The following is an 18,544-nucleotide window of genomic DNA, read 5'->3' on the forward strand; positions in this document are numbered from 1 at the left end:
TCTTTTTTGCGCTGCAATTGAGGCGGTTGGCAACCGAACTTTGTCCCAAATTGATACATTTCTCGCAATAAGTGTATCGTTTTGACATGCTTCACCTTAGAAAATAGCGGTAATTAGCCAATTTCTCTCGAAAATTTTTACATCTGCTAAAAAATTGCTAAAATTTTATCAAGTTGACGCACTCATAAAGTGATTTAGTTGTAAGGATTAAAGAGATGAAGTCTTCATTTAAGAAATTATTTGGAATTATACTTGTAGCATGTGCACCGTTTTTTACAGGTGCAGCAAACGCAAGCACATCATTTACGTTTGTCGGTGGTGATTCTGTAAGTGGTATCCCAGGCAATAATAATGTGGGAAACATTTTAACCACATTGGGTTTAACAGAATTTACAACGGCAAGAGACGTTCAGTTCAATAGCAATGGCACACTAGACCTGTTTTTCCTCGGTTCGGAATCTGGTTTTATCAATACTGTTGAAATTAATGGCGAAACGGTTTTTACTGAAGACCCTGACGGCCTTACGGAAACACCTTTTGTAACGGACTTTATTTTCTCCTTTAATATTAACAGTGGCGACCTTTTATCAGGCCTTGGTCTCTCTTTCGGCAGTAACCGTGGTACTCCTGCCGCGTTTGGTGACGCAGGGTTTGGTCAATTCTTCAGCCCTGTAGAAGGCAATCGATTTGCACTTGGTTTTGGCGATAACACTGGCGGCGGCGACGCAGACTTTGATGATCTTGTTGTTGGTCTTCAGTTCACATCTGCTGTACCAGAGCCCGCCACATGGTTGATGATGATCTTTGGCTTTGCTCTTGTTGGCTTACAAGTTCGTCGGCGTGGGCGCGCAAGCTTAGAGCTTTCCTAAAAGCTTATACCAATACACAAGTTTTGATATTGAAAAGGCGCTGGCAAAATTGCCAGTGCTTTTTTGTATGTAGTTGATTTCAATTATAGCAACTGACGATAGGTTTTGGCGAGTTTAACAAAGTCAGCCACACTAAGGGTTTCAGCCCTGGCTGTTTCTTTAATATCAGCCATGGCTAACAATTTTAAAGCGTCAACCGGTAAAGACTTCAGACTTGCACGCAACATTTTTCGTCTCTGTCCAAATGCCTTTTCAACGACGAGTTCCAAATCTGACAATTTAACATCAGGATCTATTGGCTCTGTCGGTTCATAATGGATGATCGCACTGTCTACCTTGGGTGGTGGTGTGAAGGCGGCAGCTGGGACATGCATTGCTATTCGCACATTTCCTCGCCACTGCGCCAAGACGGATAACCTACCATAGGCTTTGGTATTTGGCTTCGCGACAATACGTTCTGCAACCTCTTTTTGAAACATGAGGGTGAGTGAGCTGTACCAAGGTTTCCATGTCTCTAGTGTAAGCCATTTAATAAAAAGTAGCGTCCCTACATTATATGGTAGATTTGAAGCTATTCGTGCCGTTACTTGGGCATTCAGCTTCATGGCTTCGGGTTCATTAATATCTAGAGCGTTTCCGCTTATGATCTCAAGTCTGTTGTCGAACGCGTTTGTTATTTCTTCTAGTGCAGGAAGACAGCGTTCGTCCATTTCCACAGCAACAACTCGGCTGGCACCATTTGCTAATAAGGCGCGTGTTAAGCCTCCAGGTCCAGGACCAACCTCATAAACAACACTATCATCAAGGTTACCTGCAACACGTGCTATTTTGCCCGTTAAATTTAGGTCTAATAAGAAATTTTGCCCGAAGGATTTTTTTGCCCTTAAGTCATGCTTGCGTATGATCTCTCTTAGAGGCGGGAGTGTGTCATTCATTGCCAAATTCCAATTGGTTTTCGGCAAGTTTCTGAGCGTATTTGATCGCTGCAATCATGCTGTCTGGTCTTGCTTTTCCTTTGCCCGCCAAATCAATCGCTGTTCCATGATCGGGTGATGTACGAATAAAAGGAAGCCCCAGCGTGATATTTACACCACCCCAGAAATCAAGTGTCTTTAGGGGAATTAGTGCCTGATCGTGATACATGCACAAAATGGCATCATAATTTTTTCTAGCCTCCTCGTGGAACAAAGTATCAGCAGGTAAAGGGTCGGTAACATTGATGCCCTGATCGCGTAACTCAATAACAGCGGGTAGGATATGGGTTACTTCTTCAATGCCCATCGCTCCATTTTCACCGGCATGTGGGTTTAATGCTGCAATTGCAATTCTAGGGTTTTCTATATTAAATCGTTTCTGCAAATCGGCGTTCGTAACGAAGCCAGAGTGGATAATTTTTTCATGCGTCAAATGCTTCGCAACATCCTTAAGCGCAATATGAGTGGTTACAGGAACCACCCTAAGACCTTCAGTAGCAAGCATCATAACGGATGCAGATTTAGGCATGCCCGCACGCTCGGCCAAATATTCAGTATGTCCAGGGCTTGAAAAACCAATATCGTACAGCGCGGCCTTGTGAATAGGGGATGTCACTATCGCAGATACCTTACCTTCGATTACAAAGGATACAGCAAGGTTGATAGATTGAATTACCGCTTTGCCATTTGCTGAATTTAAAGTACCAGGAACTATCGTCTCAGTAGTTTTAACTGGAATTATAGCCAGTGTGTCTTCTGGTATGTTATGCACTTTACTTGGACAATCGATAAGCTGGTGCTTGATATTGCTATTGTGAACGCTAAGACTTTCAACGGAGCCTATATAAACAATTTGGGGTAGGCTTAATGCTTTGCGGTTTTCCCATATGGAGCAAAAAATCTCTGGCCCAATTCCTGATGGTTCCCCCATCGTAATAGCAATAGGGGATTGAAATTCCTGTGTATTGGCTTGAGACATGTTTTAATGGTTAGCGATAATCAACGATCGCATCACGGCGAATATCGCGCAAATAGCGACGCGCCATCATGGACATACGCTGTTGCTCGAGCTGATTATAAACTTGATCAAAATCAGGCTCCTGCACGGTGGCTTCACGTCTTTCACAAACGAAAAGAACACGCCAACCATCTTCCATTTTGAGTAAGCTTGAAGCGCCTTTGCCGTCAATTTTTTGCACCGCAGTACGTGCATCGCCTTGCAGGTCACGAACCCTAATGACACCAATATCTTGAGCACCATCTGCCCCGGCTTGTGTCGCGATATCAGGTACCTGTTCACATGTCGCATCACTGGATAAATTCGAGACAGTTTGCTCAAACTGCGCAGCTACCGCGCTATCTGCTAACTTTTCGGTTGAAAGGTGGACTTGACGAAGCTGCAATTGGGTATCAAGTGGATCTGCTGTTAAAATTCGTCTTCTGTCATTCAAGGAGAAAATTACATATCCGCCAGCTGTTCGGATCGGTTTTGATATATTACCAACGCCGATTTCATCAATATCTTCTTGAGTTAAACCTTCAATATCATCGAGTGTTACCCATCCAAGGTCACCGCCAGTCGCGGCAGTTGAAGACGCAGATAACTGATTGGCGATTTCAGAAAACGCAGCACCGTCCTTAATACCCTGAACGATTTCATCAGCGGTTGCCTTTACAGAGGTTTCATCCGCGGCACTGTTTACAAGTAGAACAATTTCACCAAGGCGGTATTCGAATTTTCCTTTGTTGTCATAAAGGCGCTGAATGTAGGCATCGACTTCTTCATCTGATATACTGACAAATGGACCCAATCGGCGCTGTGCTAGCTGTGCCCACACAACTTCCGCCTCTATCTGCGACATCATGGTTTCTTTGCTGGCGCCAATTTGATCTAAAGCACTTGATAATTGTTCAGGGCTTTGACCAAGGCCTTCTGCTCTTCTAACAAAGAAATCTTCGAGCTGCGCATCTTCTATATTGACCTCGTTTTCCGCTGCTTCTTGGATTTGAAGGCGTTCATCCACCATCGCTCGAATAACTTGCTCTCTTACTTTGAGGAATTCTTCTTCGTTTTTTACACCGCCAGATATAGCAATAACCAATCGTAAACGTTGGTTGATATCAAAACTTGAGATCGGCTGGTCATTAACCAAAACTTCAATGCTATTGATGGCTTGTGGTTGGTTTGGTTGCTGAGCATAAACGCCATTTGCCATTATAGCTGTGCCGGTCAAGAAGGTAGCAATTGGCAATACAAGCTTTTGAAGTTGGTTCTTTAAAGTCACAATGTTACTCATTCAGTATATTAAAGCCTGATAAAATAGGCTTATCCATTAATATCCAACTATATACGATATTTAGGCTGTTAGGCTAGCCTAAATTCAATAGTTTAAATCGGAATAATATTGATGTTCCTGGTTCGATATCCCGGTCTTGTGTAAATGTTTCTCTTATCTGAAGGCCAATTTCGATGCATTCATCAATATAAGAAACACCTGCCTCATATTCGACACCGTTGGCCCCGTTAGTTAAATCCTCAATAGCAGTTCCCGTGAAACGCCAGTTATCATTGATCTGATAATACAAACCTAAACGCAATTCTTCGCGGTCTTGACGGTTTTCTACTGCATTCTCGAGGATCGGATTAGTAAGGTCTAGCTCTCGGTCCAAGCGAAAATAACCAACTTCCAAGCCTGTTTTTCTCGAGCCAATCAGGGCGTTCACATCATTCCGCCGAACTGACAACGATGTGTCATCCAACCGGTAGCGATGATCGATTTCGAGCCAGTCCTTGTAGCGAATATTGGTTCGTCCAACGATATCCGAAAAATCACCCTCAAGTCCCGCGCCTTCGAGGAAGAAAGTTTCTTGGCCATCTATTCTAAAGGATTGTCCGATTAAAATGTCGCTTTGAAGGTCTTTGCTTTCATATTGCCACCTAACGCCTACAGTGACGCGTGAACTTTCGTCAAAAAGATCAAATCCTGCTGCGCGTTCTGAAGAGAATAAATTTAAATCATTCAATTCAAAGGCCCGGCTATCCTCATTTACGATACTATTGGGTGTCGCGTCAGACGGTGAAGCCGTGATCTGAATGATTGGTTCTAACGTGTGAAAACCTGATCCCGTTTGTTTAACAAGAGGGTAGCTGAATGTCCCTGTTAAGCGGGCGACGTTTCTAAAGTCAGTGCCGCCTTCACCGCTACCAAACGTTCCCGCGAAGAAAGGATTGTCTGGTTCGGCAACATTATCGATATTGTAGGCGTCTGATCGCACCAACCCATCCAGATCGAAAACAAGCCCGTTATTTCCGATCCAACGTCGCTTCCAGCCTGCTGATAAGGACAGACGCTGAGTATCCAGACCACCAGTACGAACAATGGAAAGTGCATTTCCACCGAGCTTTATTGTCCCGCCAAGCGGTTTAAATTTTGGTATATACTCTGCTTCGATTATCGGTACTGCAAGTGGTGTCAGGCCTGGACGTACTTCGTTTCTTAGTTCTTGGAAAAGAAGAGTGCGTCCTGAAATATAGGAACGATCGAAGAAGCCTTCCAGATTATATTCACTGGTTAAAGTGTCAGCTCTAGAGAAACCATAGCGCCTTAGATAGGTATCATCGGAGGCGAAATTTAGTTGATAGGTAGAACGCCAAGGCCCTGCGTGATTGAACTGGCCTTGTGAACTGATGTGCCCGCGGAACTCATTATCACCAGTTAAATTATTATTTGCGTCACGTTCATCAGTATAGGTGATGCTGCCGTCAACAGTGTATTCACCGTAACTTAGTTTATGTCTGTATTCACCGGATAAAACGAGGCCCTCACGGGTGGTTATCGTCGGAGTGATCGTAAAATCCTGAGTTTTGTCTATCACATGATAATAAGGTAGGCCTGCAACGATACCAAGGTTGTTACTTGTTCTGATCTCAAGCGGTAAAAATCCGCTCGCGCGATCAACTGTTGGATCAGGATGAGAAAAATAGGGGGTCCAAAGAATAGGAATTCCCAAAATTTCTAATGTTGCATTTTCGTAATACAGACGTTTTTTCCCACGATTATGAACAACCTTTACAGCTTTGATCTGCCAAAACGGGTCTTTCGGGTTTCCTTCGCTGTCGTTACAGATCTTACAGGGGCTGTAGACGGCGCGGTCTAACGTTGTGATGCCGTCTTCGCCGTCTCGCTGACCCGCATTCGCATATACACGTGCACCGTCTTCAAGTAGTAATTTAATGTCTTCAACAACCGCATCACGGAGTTCGTTTTCAAGAACGACTTTTGGTGAAAAAATGGTATCGCCGTCGGGCGAAGTTAGTTCAACAGCGCCAATGGCTTCGGCCTTACCTGTCTTTTCATTATAGCGAACTTCACCTGCTTTTAGAATATATCCATTGCGGATGAGGACCACTTGGCCTAATGCGCGAATTTCACCGGTTTCAGAATCGTAGGTTAACTGATCGGCTTCAAACTCTACATTCTCGTCTTGTGCGTTTTGAGATGCAGGAAGCGTATATGCTATCCCCGGTACGGTGAGCATAGTCGTTGCTACAAGAGCTATTAAAAAGCGAGATTTTTGAGGCCCTGAGAATTTCGTTCGCATATGGTCCGATAGCTTTCGAATTATATGTATCATCATTCAAGTGATGATGTTTGTAATTTACTTGCATTGGTTAACCACGCATCACATCGAATGACAACAAGATTATGGCTTTTTAAGGGGCATTTTCTTGCAAATTCGTTTTGTTAAGGGCATTTAGGGTGTTAAGAACCTGCTCAAGGCATTACAGGTGCCTGTTTCGGCACATACGAATTGATAGAGAGGCTTTCATGCAAATTAATTTCAGTGAAATTAAAACCCCATCAAATGGCGCTTGCGTCGTCTTTGTTAAAAAGGATTTGGCCTTTGAGGGCCTGGCAGCAGAATTAAATGCCCAAGCTGATGATCGCTTGAAAACTATTTTTGAAGCGGCAAATTTTGCGGGTGCAAAAGCAAGTAGCCTTGAAATCTTGGCTCCGGCGGGATGCGATTTTGAGCGCCTGTTAGTGATCGGTTTGGGGGATAGCAAGCTAAGTAAACAAGACAATATTGAGCTAGGTGCTCTTGCTACAGCAAAACTATTGCATAGCGGTAGTTCTGACGCCTTCATAGCTGTTGATTTTGAGGGTGCTGACGCTGCTGCAATTGCAGAGGGCGCAATGCTTCGTTCCTATCGATTTGACAAATATCGTACCAAGGAACCAGAAAGCAAAAAACCGTCACTAACCTCTATCACCGTTATGACCACTGATGAGTCAGCGACGAAGGTGTTTGAAGATCGTTCCAAAGTGGTTGACGGCGTATTCTTTACACGCGATCTCGTGTCAGAGCCGGGCAATGTTCTATATCCAGAAAGTTTTGCTGATCGTATTCGTGAACTTACGAGGCTGGGCGTTGAAGTTGAAGTTCTCGGCGAAGCTGAGATGGAGACACTCGGAATGGGGTCTCTACTCTGTGTGGGGCAGGGGTCAGCCCGCGAATCTCAGCTTGCAATCATGCGTTGGAATGGTGGCAATGCTGGTGATGCACCACTTGCTTTCATCGGTAAAGGAGTAACCTTTGATACTGGTGGTATTTCATTGAAACCGGGCGCAGGCATGGAGCAGATGAAATGGGACATGGGCGGTGCTGGCACCGTTGTCGGCTTGATGAAGGCACTTGCTGGCCGTAAAGCCAAAGCAAATGTTGTCGCGGTCGTTGGCCTTGTTGAAAACATGCCGTCCGGCAATGCAACACGCCCAGGTGATGTTGTTACCAGCATGTCTGGTCAGACTATTGAGGTCCTTAATACTGACGCTGAAGGTCGTTTGGTGCTGGCGGATGCACTTTGGTATTGTCAGGAAACCTATAAGCCAAAATTTATGATTGATCTTGCTACGCTCACAGGTGCAATGATTATTTCATTGGGCCATGAGTATGCTGGTATCTTCTCTGATAGTGATGAATTATCTGATCAATTATACGCGGCTGGCATTGAGACAGGTGACAAGGTTTGGCGGTTACCTATTCATGATAACTATGACAAGCTTATCAACTGTGATGTTGCTGATATGAAAAATATCGGTGGTCGCGCCGCTGGTTCAATAACGGCCGCTCAGTTCCTTAAGCGTTTTACAAATGATGTTCCATGGGTCCATATCGATATCGCTGGTACGGTATGGTCTGAGAAGGATCTTCCAATGAGCGAAAAAGGCGGCACAGGCCACGGCGTTCGGTTGCTTGATCGTTTTGTCGCAGACAACTACGAGAACTAGGGCCCGGAACCTTGCAGGATATTCGTTTCTATCACCTGACCCAGCAAACGTTGGAACAAGCTTTGCCAAAACTGATGGTGAAGGTGGTAGAAATTGGCATGCGGGCTTTGGTGAAGGTACCCGATAAAAGCTATCTGGATACCCTTGATAAAGTTTTATGGGATTTCGATCCAGCAAGCTTCCTGCCGCACGATAAGGATGGATCAGCCTTCCCTGAAGACCAGAATATTTACCTTACCCTCGGGGATGAAAACGTGAACCAATCAGATATTATTGTTCTCGTTGACAATATGATGGTTGATGATGTTACCGATTATAAGCGTTGCTTATATATGTTTGACGGACGTAATGAAGCGGTTGTCTCAAATGCCCGAACGCACTGGAAGCAATTCAAGGATGCTGGGGTGGAAATGTCCTATTGGCAACAAACAGAATTTGGCGGTTGGGAACAAAAGGCCTGATGATCCAATCCTCTGAACATGCCGGATATTCCATATCTACGAATGTTGCTGATTTTGATCTACCACGAATTCATAAGTGGCTCTCGGAAATTGCCTATTGGTCGAAAGGAATACCTTTTGATATATGCAAAAAATCATTTGAAAACTCTTTATCTTACGGCCTTTTTCATAAGGTAAATCAAAGCGCTGAATTCGTTCAAATTGGGTGTGCGCGCATGATTACAGATGAAGCAACCTTCGCTTATCTAGCTGATGTTTTTATTGACGCAGGGCACCGCGGGAATGGACTAGGGTATTGGTTCGTTGAAACGATAATGGCGGACGATAAATTAAGTGGTATCAGGCGCATGATGTTAGCCACAAGCAACATGCATTCTTTGTATGAAAAGTTCGGGTTTGAAGCGCTTAAGCAGCCTGAAATTATGATGGAAAACACGAAGCCAGATATTTACAAAATTTGTGATTAGCTATTCGTTTGGGAGTATTATTGTGCTTAAGAAAATATCGATATCTATTCTATCCTTATTTCTACTGATGCTATTTGGTGGTCTTAGCTGGCTTTATTCGACGCAGGAAAGTCAGATATTTAACTTTGATCCAGTCGCAGATAACCATGATTATCAATTTCCTGATCCACACGAAGAAATCTGGTTGGAAAATGGGGATGCAAAGCTACACGGCGTTTTCTATCCAACCCAATCCGATAGGCGTGGTGTGGTGCTCTATTTTAAAGGGAATGCAGGCAATATTGGCCGTAGCCCAAAAATGGCCAATACATTTTTAAAGCGCGGGTTTGATGTTGTTGCGATGGATTACCGACAATTTGGTAAAAGCAAGGGCGAATTGAGTGAAGCCGCGCTTCTTCGTGATGCAGAGGTCTGGTATGACTACACGCGTGCACGCTTTCCAGATGATGATTTGCGCATCGTTGGATATTCGCTTGGAACCACATTCTCCAGCCACATAGCGGCAGTTCGGAACCCAGAGCATGTTTTATTATTCGCTCCAATGAAATCAATCCTGGATATGGCACAACGTCGGTTTGTTTATGTGCCTGACTTTATGACAAATTACCCCTTTCGAAATGATCTGAAGCTCGCGAGATCAAATGCTGAAATTATTATATTCCACGGACTGCAGGATAAGATCGTTCCGCATGCGTCCGGGGCTGAGCTAAAGACGGTATTGAACGCTGACGACCATTTTTACACTATTGATGAAGCAAACCATCTTGATCTGCCTTGGCGTAGTGATGTACTGACTATTCTCGATCAACATTGGTAGGGAGTTCGTTTAAGCGCTCTTCCATTCTTAGGCGTTTTCGTTTTCCGCTAATGGGACGGCCTTTGCCGTCTGCCAGAAGGCCCGTTGACGCAAGGATAATATCCATAAACCATCCAATTACAAACAAACCGCCAGTGATGGTGTATAGAATACCAGTGAAAGGACGACCTATATAATAACGGTGAATACCTAAGACGCCTAAGAAAATAGCCAAAACTGTTGTAAGCGCGCGGCTTTTTGTGGAAATAACCGTTACTTTTTCTCTCTGTTTTTCGCCTTTTTTGGCAAGGATATGTTTTGTGATGTCGTTAGATATGGAAACAGCAATATCCGTTTGCGATGATATCATATCGGTTAGCTTGACGGTGTACCGCTCAGAGAAAATAGACGCTTTATTCATATCGCGTACATGAATGGTTGCGCGCATGATGTCGTCACTTTTGCGCAGTGAAATGTTCAAGCTGTTACGTGCATTATTAACTGGTACAATCGTTAAACCCATTTGTTGAATTTCAACATGTAATTCTTCAGTTAAGCCATCGATAAAGTCTTGGTCGATTGAGCCGATTGTTTCAATTGGTAATATGGCAATTGTTTTGATGTTTGGCTTTACAAATTTTGTCAAAACATTTGATTGGGTATCAGAAGTGTCTGTTATTTGATCTTCGTCACTAACGCCGCGGACACGGTTAATAATCACTTTGCTGTTGGTGAGCATTAGCGTTGTTATGGCGAAAATTGAACCCATCCCGCCAAGAACATCACCGTATTCTTTTAACCAATCTATAATTGCGTAAATTGTTTCCATGGCCCCATCAAACTATTTTAAATGATTACCGTCGCTGTTTATCTTCTGCGAGTAAGATAATTGTTCCCGCGAGTAGAACCATATCTTTTAGCAAAAAATGACCCGAACTGGAAAGATACGGAAAACCATTTAACCAGGTGCCAGCGAAGCTAATCATGAAGCTAAGTGTTGATATGAAGGTTATCAGGCAAAGCATAATGCCGATATGAAATATACGTTTGCTGTAGAACCATCCGAATAGCGCAACCACTGTCATAAGTTCGATAAGCCCAATACCGTATGAAACGTGTTGAATGCTTAGGAAATTAGCCATCCAGCTAAAGAGAAAGCTTGAAGTTATTAACGGTTCAATACCCTGCGCTTCAACTAAGGTAAATTTCATAGCGCCGATCCAGAGAAGGACAACCACAAGACCCATGAAAATGAACAAGAAGCCAGCGCTATCTTTTGATCCTCTTTGCCAAGGGGTGGATATATATTGCTTTATCCACAGCGCGACCCCTAATATGCTTATATACTTTATAATTCCCTGGCCTGCACCGATAGCAGGAAAGCCCCCAAGCGCATCAATCCATACAGGATTAGTAAACATAAGCGATAAAGCGCCAATGCAATAAACAGCAATCAGGTTATAGCCAAGAGCCTCGGATTTTTTAGAAAGCTTAGGAAGCGCGATTAAAAGGCCACTGATAAGTTCGAATGAACCGATGATGTATCTGACGATATTATGGTTATTTTCAAACAACGAAGCCAGTAGTGCATGGCCTGATATCCAGCGTTCAAATATTGGTGCACTCACACCTGTTATGGACATAGCGCCAATCCATATAAATACCACAGCCAGTGCGAAGCGCGAAAACAAATACGCGGTTCGCTGACGGGGTAATAATGGCACTGGAATAATCATAGCTATCCAAATCTAAATCTTACCAATAATCTCTATAGCGTTATTCGCAAAAAGAATCGACAGAATAATGGTTTACTCGTATTGGGTGCGCATTTCGCTGTATTTATCTTCTGCGTTTAGCCACTCTTCCTCAGCTGTTTCGATTTGGTTGTCGAGTTCACCAGATTGCTTTGATAGTTGCGCGAGTTTACTTGATTGCTCAGGGCTATAAAGATTGGGATCAGCGAGTTTCGCCTCTAACTCTTCTTTCTTTTGAACAAGTTTTTCGAGCTTGGCCTCAGCTTTCTCGGACGCTCGGCGATAAGGGGCAAGTTTATTGCGAATATCAGCGGCATTTTGCCGGGCGGCTTTTTTCTGATCTGTTGGTTTTTGACCTCTTTTCGCAGCACGTTCGCCCGATCGTTCACGCAGTAAATGAAGTTTATAATCTTCCAGATCGCCGTCAAAACGTTTCACATCGCCTTTCTCAACGATCCACAGGCGATCGACACAGGCTTCTACCAAGTGGCGGTCGTGACTGATTAAAAGCACTGCACCGTCGAAACCGTTGATCGCATGAATAAGGGCCTCGCGGCTATCAACATCCAAATGGTTTGTTGGTTCATCAAGAATAAGAAGCTGTGGCTTCTCAAATGTGGCAATCGCAAACATCAGACGCGCTTTCTCACCACCGGATAGGGAACTAACTGTGCGATCGGCCTTATCAACACCAAACCCAAAGCCGCCAAGCCGTGCACGAACCTTGGCTTCGATCGCGTCTGGCATTAGTTTTTTCATATGGTCAAGCGGCGTATGATCTTCCCGAAGTTCATCGAGCTGATGCTGCGCGAAATACCCGACTTTAAGGGTTCGCGGTTTGCGCATTTTGCCTTCCATTGGCTTTAGTTTGCTGGCGACAAGCTTCGCGAATGTAGATTTACCGTTTCCATTTGCACCCAATAGTGCGATCCGGTCATCCATATCAATGCGTAGATCAAGCTTCTTTAGAACAGGATTTCCAGCCTCATAACCCACCTGCACACTTTCCATCGCGATCAACGGTGAAGACAGTGGCTCCGGTTTTGGGAAGTTAAAGGCAATTGTTTGCGCTTCAACCATCGATGCGATTGGCTTCATTTTTTCAAGCAGTTTCACACGGCTTTGTGCTTGTTTGGCCTTACTTGCTTTCGCTTTAAAACGGTCCACAAAAGCCTGAATATGACGACGCTCCGCCTCTTGCTTGGATTTAAGCGCCATTTGGCGTTCCATATTTTCACGGCGTAGCTCTTCAAAGCGGTCGTAGCCGCCTTTGTAACTGTTTAGCTTCCCGTTCTCTAAGTGAATAATATGGCCAACCGCTTTGTTCAAAAGGTCACGGTCATGGCTGACGATCAAAACCGTGTAAGGATAATTTTTGAGAAAATTCTCGAGCCAAATAACGCCTTCTAGATCCAAATAGTTTGTCGGTTCGTCCAGAAGCAACAGATCTGGTTCGTTAAAGAGTACGCAGGCGAGGGCGACCCGCATGCGCCAACCACCAGAATAGCTCGCGCATGATCGGGCCTGAGCCTCCGCGTCGAACCCAAGGCCCGCGAGTATGGAAGCAGCGCGGGCTTCAGCCGTATGGGCACCAATATCAGCGAGGCGCGTATGGATTTCTGCGATGCGGTTGGGGTCGGTTGCCGTATCAGCTTCTTTGCTTAATGAGCTTAATTCCTTATTAGACTCGATAACTGTTTCCAAGAGGCTTTGCGGGCCACCAGGCGCTTCTTGACCAACGTGTCCAATGTGAGCTGTAGGACGAACCTTAACGGCACCGGTTTCTGGGCCGATTTCACCCAGGATCATTTTCAGTAGAGTTGATTTCCCGGTACCATTTCGTCCAACAAAGCCAACCTTATGACCAGCGGGGATTGCAACGGTTGCCTGGTCAAATAATACCCGGTCGCCAATTCGATATGTTATGTCTGTTATATGAAGCATGACGGGGCGATAGCATAGCTTTTCTATATTCGCAACGGGTGGAGCATATCGGTACCAGTTAACGTAACAATTCTATCATGCATTGAAGGCTTGTAACAATCGTGCGCACCCGCTATAAGGCGCGCGAATCATTTATTTTGCTCGTCTATTAATCAAGGAATATTAAAATGGCTGTTCAACATACATTTTCGATCATCAAGCCTGATGCAACGAACCGCAACCTTACTGGTGCAATCAATGCCAAATTCGAAGCTGCTGGCCTTCGTATTGTCGCTCAAAAACGTATCCGCATGACACAAGCACAGGCTGAAACATTCTACGCTGTTCACTCTGAGCGTCCTTTCTTTGGTGAGCTTGTTGAATTTATGACTTCAGCACCTGTTGTTGTTCAGGTTCTTGAAGGCGAGAATGCTGTTCTAGCACACCGTGAAGTGATGGGTGCAACAAATCCTGAGGAAGCTGCTGAAGGTACAGTTCGTAAAGAGTTCGCACTTTCAATCGGTGAGAACTCAGTTCACGGTTCCGACAGTGAAGAAAACGCTGCGATCGAAATCGCTCAGTTCTTCTCTGGCAACGAAATCGTTGGTTAAGTAATAAGCTTAGCAAAAGCTACTAAGTAGTATAAAGCCCGCTCATATAGCGGGCTTTAATTATTTCTGCAGCTACAAAAAATTATAATATTGGACTGATAACGGCATCATCGCCCAGGTCAACACTCTCGTAAGTGACTTTATCGTCACGAACACACACGCTGCCATTCGCAATCTTCTTGAGTGCCGCGGGGTACATTTTGTGTTCTTGCTGCTGTATTTTCTTCGCCAATGTCTCTTTCGTATCATTCTGTCCAATTGGCACAACAGCCTGCATGATAATGGGGCCAGCATCCATTTCAGGGACTACATAATGAATTGTGCATCCAGCAAAGCGAACGCCGTCATCAATAGCGCGTTGGAATGTGTTCAGGCCCTTGTAGGCAGGAAGAAGGGAAGGATGAATATTAATCATCCGATCGCGCCATAATTCTACAAATTCAGGATTTAAAATACGCATAAATCCGGCAAGGCAGATGAGGTCAATTGGCTGTTTTGTAAGTTCACTTTGAAGGGCGTTCTCAAATTCCGACCGTGTTTCATATTTCTTATGATCGATCACGGCGGTTCTGATACCTGCTTTTTGAGCGCGCTCGATCCCAAATGCATCGGGTCTGTTGGATATAACAAGCGCTATCTCAGCCGGATAGTCCGACAGGGCGGCAGCATCAATCAAAGCCTGAAGGTTGCTACCATTGCCTGATATTAAAACAGCGACTTGAAATTTGGTCATAGCAGAAGACCTTTAGGATGTAATTGCTGACCAGTCTGTGTCTGAACCCCATGTGCCAGCCTTGCCGCTTACTTCGCATTTGGGTTTGCCGTCACCTGCTTCGATCGAGCCAATGATGACGGCATCTTCACCTGCTTTGCTCAGCAACTCGAGGGCCGCATCTGCGTTCTCTTGACTGACAACAATCACCATGCCAATCCCGCAATTGAAAGTACGTGCCATTTCACGGGTTTCGATATTACCTTCATTTTGAAGCCAGCTATAGATAGAAAGTAAATCCCATGCGCTACTATCGATTTTAGCAAGAGTATTTTCGGGCATAACACGCGGCACATTCTCAAGAAACCCACCGCCCGTAATGTGGGAGAAAGCTTTGGCATATCCCGCTTTCACAAGCGCCATGCAACTTTTCACATAAATGCGTGTCGGTGTTAATAAAGCCTCGCCCAAAGACGTTTTCTCGTCAAAGGGGGCAGGGGATTGATAATTATATCCCTTGTCGTCGATGATCCTGCGAACAAGCGAATAACCGTTTGAGTGGATACCCGAAGACTTAAGGCCAATAAGCACATCACCAGCCGTTACATTGCTGCCGTCTATCATAGTACCGCGTTCAGCCGCACCGACAGAAAAGCCTGCAAGGTCATAATCCTTGCCGTTATACATTCCTGGCATTTCAGCAGTTTCGCCGCCGATTAATACACACCCTGCCTGTTTGCAGCCTTCTGCAATTCCAGCGACCACAGACGTCATTTGATCAACGTCAAGTTCACCTGTCGCCATATAATCAAGGAAAAAAAGTGGTTCAGCGCCTTGGACGACAAGGTCGTTTACACACATGGCGACCAAGTCGATACCAACTGTTGCATGCTGCCTGGCTTCCAGTGCGACTTTTAATTTGGTGCCAACACCATCAGTTGCTGCGACCAGAATTGGGTCATTGAAACCCGCGGCCTTAAGATCAAACAGGCCACCAAACCCCCCAAGGTCTGCGTCTGCACCAGAGCGTTTGGTGCTCGCGGCGAGCGGCTTGATATTGTCGACTAGCTTTTCCCCAGCATCAATATCAACGCCGGCTGATTGATAGGTGTATGATGATCCCTTATCCACGATAAACCCTTTCTCATGGCGCGCCGCATTATGGGCAAAATTTGCTGCAAAAACATCTGATGATCAGACTGGTTTTTACGAATGACCGCGTTATAGTAGCCTGAACAAAGATATGAAAGACTTATGTTATCAATTATAAAACAATTTAGCCTTTTGATGTTTTCTGTATGTTTGATTTTTCTTATCGCAGAAACAAATGCTAATGCGCAAGTCGCTTCTGGCAATACCTATCAGGCGAGTGCGCAGAATGATGATAGTCTTTTGGATTTGCTCTTTACCATCAAAGATATAAAAGTTGATGAAACGGCGCGAACGGCAAGCCGTGCTCGCGCAACTGCTATTGAGAAAGCAGAAACAGAAGCCTTTGATAAACTAATAACCAAATTGACACAGCCCTCTGACCGGGACCGACTCCCTGAAGTAAGTCATGCAGAAAAACAGGCATTGATGCGTGGTATAGAAATTGTTGCCGAACAATCTTCTTCACGTCGCTATATTGCAACCTTCAATATTGCGTTTGAACCCACTTATGTCAGTGAATTTTTTGCTCAATATAAAATTCCCCATGTTCTCAGCCCAGGCAAGGGATTGATGGTGATCCACGGTCACGAAAGGGGCCTTTCCTCTTATCTTTGGGAATATGATGCGAATATTGAGACAGCAAGGGCGAGTGTTGATTGGATTAACCGAATAAGAAGTTATCAGTTTCCTGCGGGTCGTATCTTTGACCGACTAAATTTAACAATAGACACGGTAAAATCGTTTGACGCCGCAACAGCGCTTAAACTTGCCCAGAAATATGATCAGGCATCAGCGCTTATTATTCATTCTAAAACTGTTAGTGACGAAGATGGCAATCAAGAAATTATATATCGTTATTTCTTAACTGACGGCGGCGAAGAGGCACAGGGTATAATTTTTGCTGGAAATGATACTGGAAACATAAGTGATACGGACTCTGTGGAAAATCTATCTTCTTCGACGGAGGTCATGCTTCTCTCGAATATGTACCGTGAAATACTGGAAGCGATAGACAGTGGATGGAGAGAACAGCTTTTGGTCGATACGTCCACTGGCGGCGTTATTGAGGCAGTTGTGCCCACCTTGTCAGCAAAACAATTCAGTGATGTAGAAACCAGACTATCTGATCTATCTTTAATTAAAAGCCACTCGGTTCTGTCGATTGAAATACCGCTTTCGAAAATGACCTTCGAATATTCTGGCCGCGAGGACCAACTCGTTGTCGCCCTTAAATATGGAGGGCTATCGTTGGAACCATATGGTGATGGCTGGTTATTGAGACGAGTAGAAGATAGTCTTGATTTTGAAAGTGGCTCGAAAGCAAACCTGGACGCGGACCTTGCTTCGAACGTCGGTAAGCCAATAACTAATAAATAGGCATTCAAGAAGGGGGAAATATGAATAAAAAAATCTGGTGGGGCGCCGCTCTTGTCGTCATCCTGGTTATTTATTTAACCAAGGCGGTTTTGTTTCCTTTTTTGGCGGGACTTGCTGTTGCCTATTTTCTGGACCCGCTTGCCGACAAGTTTGAAGAACGTAAAGTACCCAGAAGTGCAGCCGCAGGAATTGTAATTGGGTTTTTCTTCCTTGTCCTGTTGGCAATGGTTTTAGCATTGGTTCCAGTTCTAAGGTCACAGTTTGAAGCCTTTGCGACCGTTTTGCCCAAAACATTAGCAAGTCTTAGACCGTGGTTAAATGATACTATTGCCCTTCTTTCTGATAAATTTGGTCTAAACCTGGGCGGTGATGTTGATGGTGTACTCCATACATTTTCGGATCAAATCATGGCGCGAGGGCAAAAATTGGCTGGTAGCATCCTCCAAAATAGCCTCGCTGTGTTTAACTTAATGTCGCTTCTGTTGATTTCACCGGTTGTTGCCTTTTATTTCCTACGTGATTGGGATTTGTTGGTCGATAAGATCAATGGATGGCTGCCGCCGTCACACGCAACCGTCATTCGTGAGCAAGTCGGTAAAGTTGATGAGGTATTGGCCGGTTTCGTGCGTGGTCAGATGCTCGTTTGTCTGGTGATGGGTATAATGTATTCGATCGGATGGAGCCTTGTCGGGTTGAATTTTGGCCTGGTTCTGGGCGTGCTTGCGGGCATTATGGCATTCATCCCGTTTGTTGGAGTTATTTTTGCGCTTGCTATCGCTCTGATTATTGGTGTTGGCCAATGGGGCTTGGATTTTCAGAACTTGGGGCTGGTTTCGCTCGTATTTTTGGTTGTTCAAGTCGTAGAGGGCGCATATTTAACTCCTCGCTTAGTTGGGGAACGTGTAGGTCTTCATCCAGTGTGGGTTTTGTTTGCTGTTTTCGCAGGCGGTGAAATCATGGGTTTTGTCGGTGTGTTGATTGCAGTTCCTGCTGCAGCCGCGATTGCTGTTGTCGTAAGATACATGATAGGCCAATATCTTGAGCATTATGACATAGTTCAGGAAACCGATGAGGAGGGCGGCAAGGATACAGATAATGCCGAATTGCCAGAAGCCTCTTCCTCTGTTGACGATAATGATAAATCATAGCAGCGTT

General features: G+C 44.7%; 17 protein-coding genes. 8 read left to right on the forward strand and 9 right to left on the reverse strand.

Annotated features, from left to right (window positions below; genetic code table 11):
- The first annotated feature begins 215 nt into the window (after positions 1 to 215).
- The gene (locus tag KFF44_RS08465; protein WP_255933332.1) at positions 216 to 869 is read left to right on the forward strand and encodes a PEPxxWA-CTERM sorting domain-containing protein; all 654 of its coding nucleotides are present in this window, start codon (positions 216 to 218) and stop codon (positions 867 to 869) included.
- An 83-nt stretch (positions 870 to 952) separates the two neighbouring features.
- Here the strand turns inward: KFF44_RS08465 and rsmA are convergent, their stop codons facing one another.
- The 4 genes from rsmA to KFF44_RS08485 form a co-directional block, all read right to left on the reverse strand.
- The gene (rsmA, locus tag KFF44_RS08470) at positions 953 to 1,804 is read right to left on the reverse strand and encodes a 16S rRNA (adenine(1518)-N(6)/adenine(1519)-N(6))-dimethyltransferase RsmA (protein WP_255933333.1); all 852 of its coding nucleotides are present in this window, start codon (positions 1,802 to 1,804) and stop codon (positions 953 to 955) included.
- Positions 1,797 to 2,822 carry a 4-hydroxythreonine-4-phosphate dehydrogenase PdxA gene (pdxA, locus tag KFF44_RS08475; protein ID WP_255933334.1) on the reverse strand — a complete coding sequence of 342 codons (1,026 nt, stop codon included), beginning with the start codon at positions 2,820 to 2,822 and terminating at the stop codon, positions 1,797 to 1,799. The genes rsmA and pdxA overlap by 8 nt, the downstream gene beginning before the upstream one ends.
- Before the next feature lie 10 nt (positions 2,823 to 2,832).
- A complete protein-coding gene (locus KFF44_RS08480) occupies positions 2,833 to 4,128 on the reverse strand; it encodes a peptidylprolyl isomerase (protein ID WP_255933335.1) in 1,296 nt (431 codons plus the stop codon).
- 85 nt (positions 4,129 to 4,213) lie between these two features.
- Positions 4,214 to 6,382 (reverse strand): LPS-assembly protein LptD, encoded by a 2,169-nt coding sequence (locus KFF44_RS08485; protein WP_255933336.1) that lies wholly within the window; start codon positions 6,380 to 6,382, stop codon positions 4,214 to 4,216.
- A 290-nt stretch (positions 6,383 to 6,672) separates the two neighbouring features.
- On the opposite strand from KFF44_RS08485, the gene KFF44_RS08490 reads away from it, so the two are divergent.
- The 4 genes from KFF44_RS08490 to KFF44_RS08505 are packed head-to-tail and all read left to right on the forward strand — an operon-like array spanning position 6,673 to position 9,881.
- Positions 6,673 to 8,136, forward strand: a complete 1,464-nt coding sequence (locus tag KFF44_RS08490) for a leucyl aminopeptidase (RefSeq protein ID WP_255933338.1) — start codon at positions 6,673 to 6,675, stop codon at positions 8,134 to 8,136.
- Between the two features lie 11 nt (positions 8,137 to 8,147).
- On the forward strand, positions 8,148 to 8,597 hold the full coding sequence (locus KFF44_RS08495) for a DNA polymerase III subunit chi (RefSeq protein WP_255933339.1): 450 nt from the start codon (positions 8,148 to 8,150) through the stop codon (positions 8,595 to 8,597).
- Positions 8,597 to 9,064, forward strand: a complete 468-nt coding sequence (locus tag KFF44_RS08500) for a GNAT family N-acetyltransferase (protein ID WP_255933340.1) — start codon at positions 8,597 to 8,599, stop codon at positions 9,062 to 9,064. The genes KFF44_RS08495 and KFF44_RS08500 overlap by 1 nt, the downstream gene beginning before the upstream one ends.
- A 22-nt stretch (positions 9,065 to 9,086) precedes the next feature.
- Positions 9,087 to 9,881, forward strand: a complete 795-nt coding sequence (locus tag KFF44_RS08505) for an alpha/beta hydrolase (RefSeq protein WP_255933341.1) — start codon at positions 9,087 to 9,089, stop codon at positions 9,879 to 9,881.
- Here the strand turns inward: KFF44_RS08505 and KFF44_RS08510 are convergent.
- The 3 genes from KFF44_RS08510 to KFF44_RS08520 form a co-directional block, all read right to left on the reverse strand.
- Positions 9,859 to 10,689 carry an NINE protein gene (locus tag KFF44_RS08510; RefSeq protein ID WP_255933343.1) on the reverse strand — a complete coding sequence of 277 codons (831 nt, stop codon included), beginning with the start codon at positions 10,687 to 10,689 and terminating at the stop codon, positions 9,859 to 9,861. The two genes, KFF44_RS08505 and KFF44_RS08510, sit on opposite strands and share 23 nt — an antisense overlap.
- A gap of 25 nt (positions 10,690 to 10,714) precedes the next feature.
- Positions 10,715 to 11,596 (reverse strand): DUF417 family protein, encoded by an 882-nt coding sequence (locus tag KFF44_RS08515; protein WP_255933344.1) that lies wholly within the window; start codon positions 11,594 to 11,596, stop codon positions 10,715 to 10,717.
- Positions 11,597 to 11,668: 72 nt separating this feature from the next.
- Positions 11,669 to 13,558, reverse strand: coding sequence for an ABC-F family ATP-binding cassette domain-containing protein (locus tag KFF44_RS08520; RefSeq protein ID WP_255933345.1), 1,890 nt, complete (start codon positions 13,556 to 13,558; stop codon positions 11,669 to 11,671).
- Positions 13,559 to 13,725: 167 nt separating this feature from the next.
- Between KFF44_RS08520 and ndk the strand changes: the two genes are divergently transcribed.
- Entirely contained in the window at positions 13,726 to 14,148 is a 423-nt protein-coding gene (gene ndk / locus KFF44_RS08525; RefSeq protein WP_255933346.1) for a nucleoside-diphosphate kinase, read from the forward strand.
- An 82-nt stretch (positions 14,149 to 14,230) separates the two neighbouring features.
- Here ndk and purN read toward each other — a convergent pair whose 3' ends face one another.
- A complete protein-coding gene (purN, locus tag KFF44_RS08530) occupies positions 14,231 to 14,881 on the reverse strand; it encodes a phosphoribosylglycinamide formyltransferase (RefSeq protein WP_255933347.1) in 651 nt (216 codons plus the stop codon).
- Positions 14,882 to 14,893: 12 nt separating this feature from the next.
- Positions 14,894 to 15,991 carry a phosphoribosylformylglycinamidine cyclo-ligase gene (gene purM / locus KFF44_RS08535; RefSeq protein WP_255933348.1) on the reverse strand — a complete coding sequence of 366 codons (1,098 nt, stop codon included), beginning with the start codon at positions 15,989 to 15,991 and terminating at the stop codon, positions 14,894 to 14,896.
- Positions 15,992 to 16,114: 123 nt separating this feature from the next.
- Between purM and KFF44_RS08540 the strand changes: the two genes are divergently transcribed.
- Entirely contained in the window at positions 16,115 to 17,389 is a 1,275-nt protein-coding gene (locus KFF44_RS08540) for a DUF2066 domain-containing protein (RefSeq protein WP_255933349.1), read from the forward strand.
- Positions 17,390 to 17,409: 20 nt separating this feature from the next.
- Positions 17,410 to 18,537 (forward strand): AI-2E family transporter, encoded by a 1,128-nt coding sequence (locus KFF44_RS08545; protein ID WP_255933350.1) that lies wholly within the window; start codon positions 17,410 to 17,412, stop codon positions 18,535 to 18,537.
- The last annotated feature ends 7 nt before the right edge of the window (positions 18,538 to 18,544 follow it).

Origin of the sequence: Kordiimonas sp. SCSIO 12610, from assembly GCF_024398015.1 — a bacterium.
GTDB lineage: Bacteria > Pseudomonadota > Alphaproteobacteria > Sphingomonadales > Kordiimonadaceae > CANLMI01.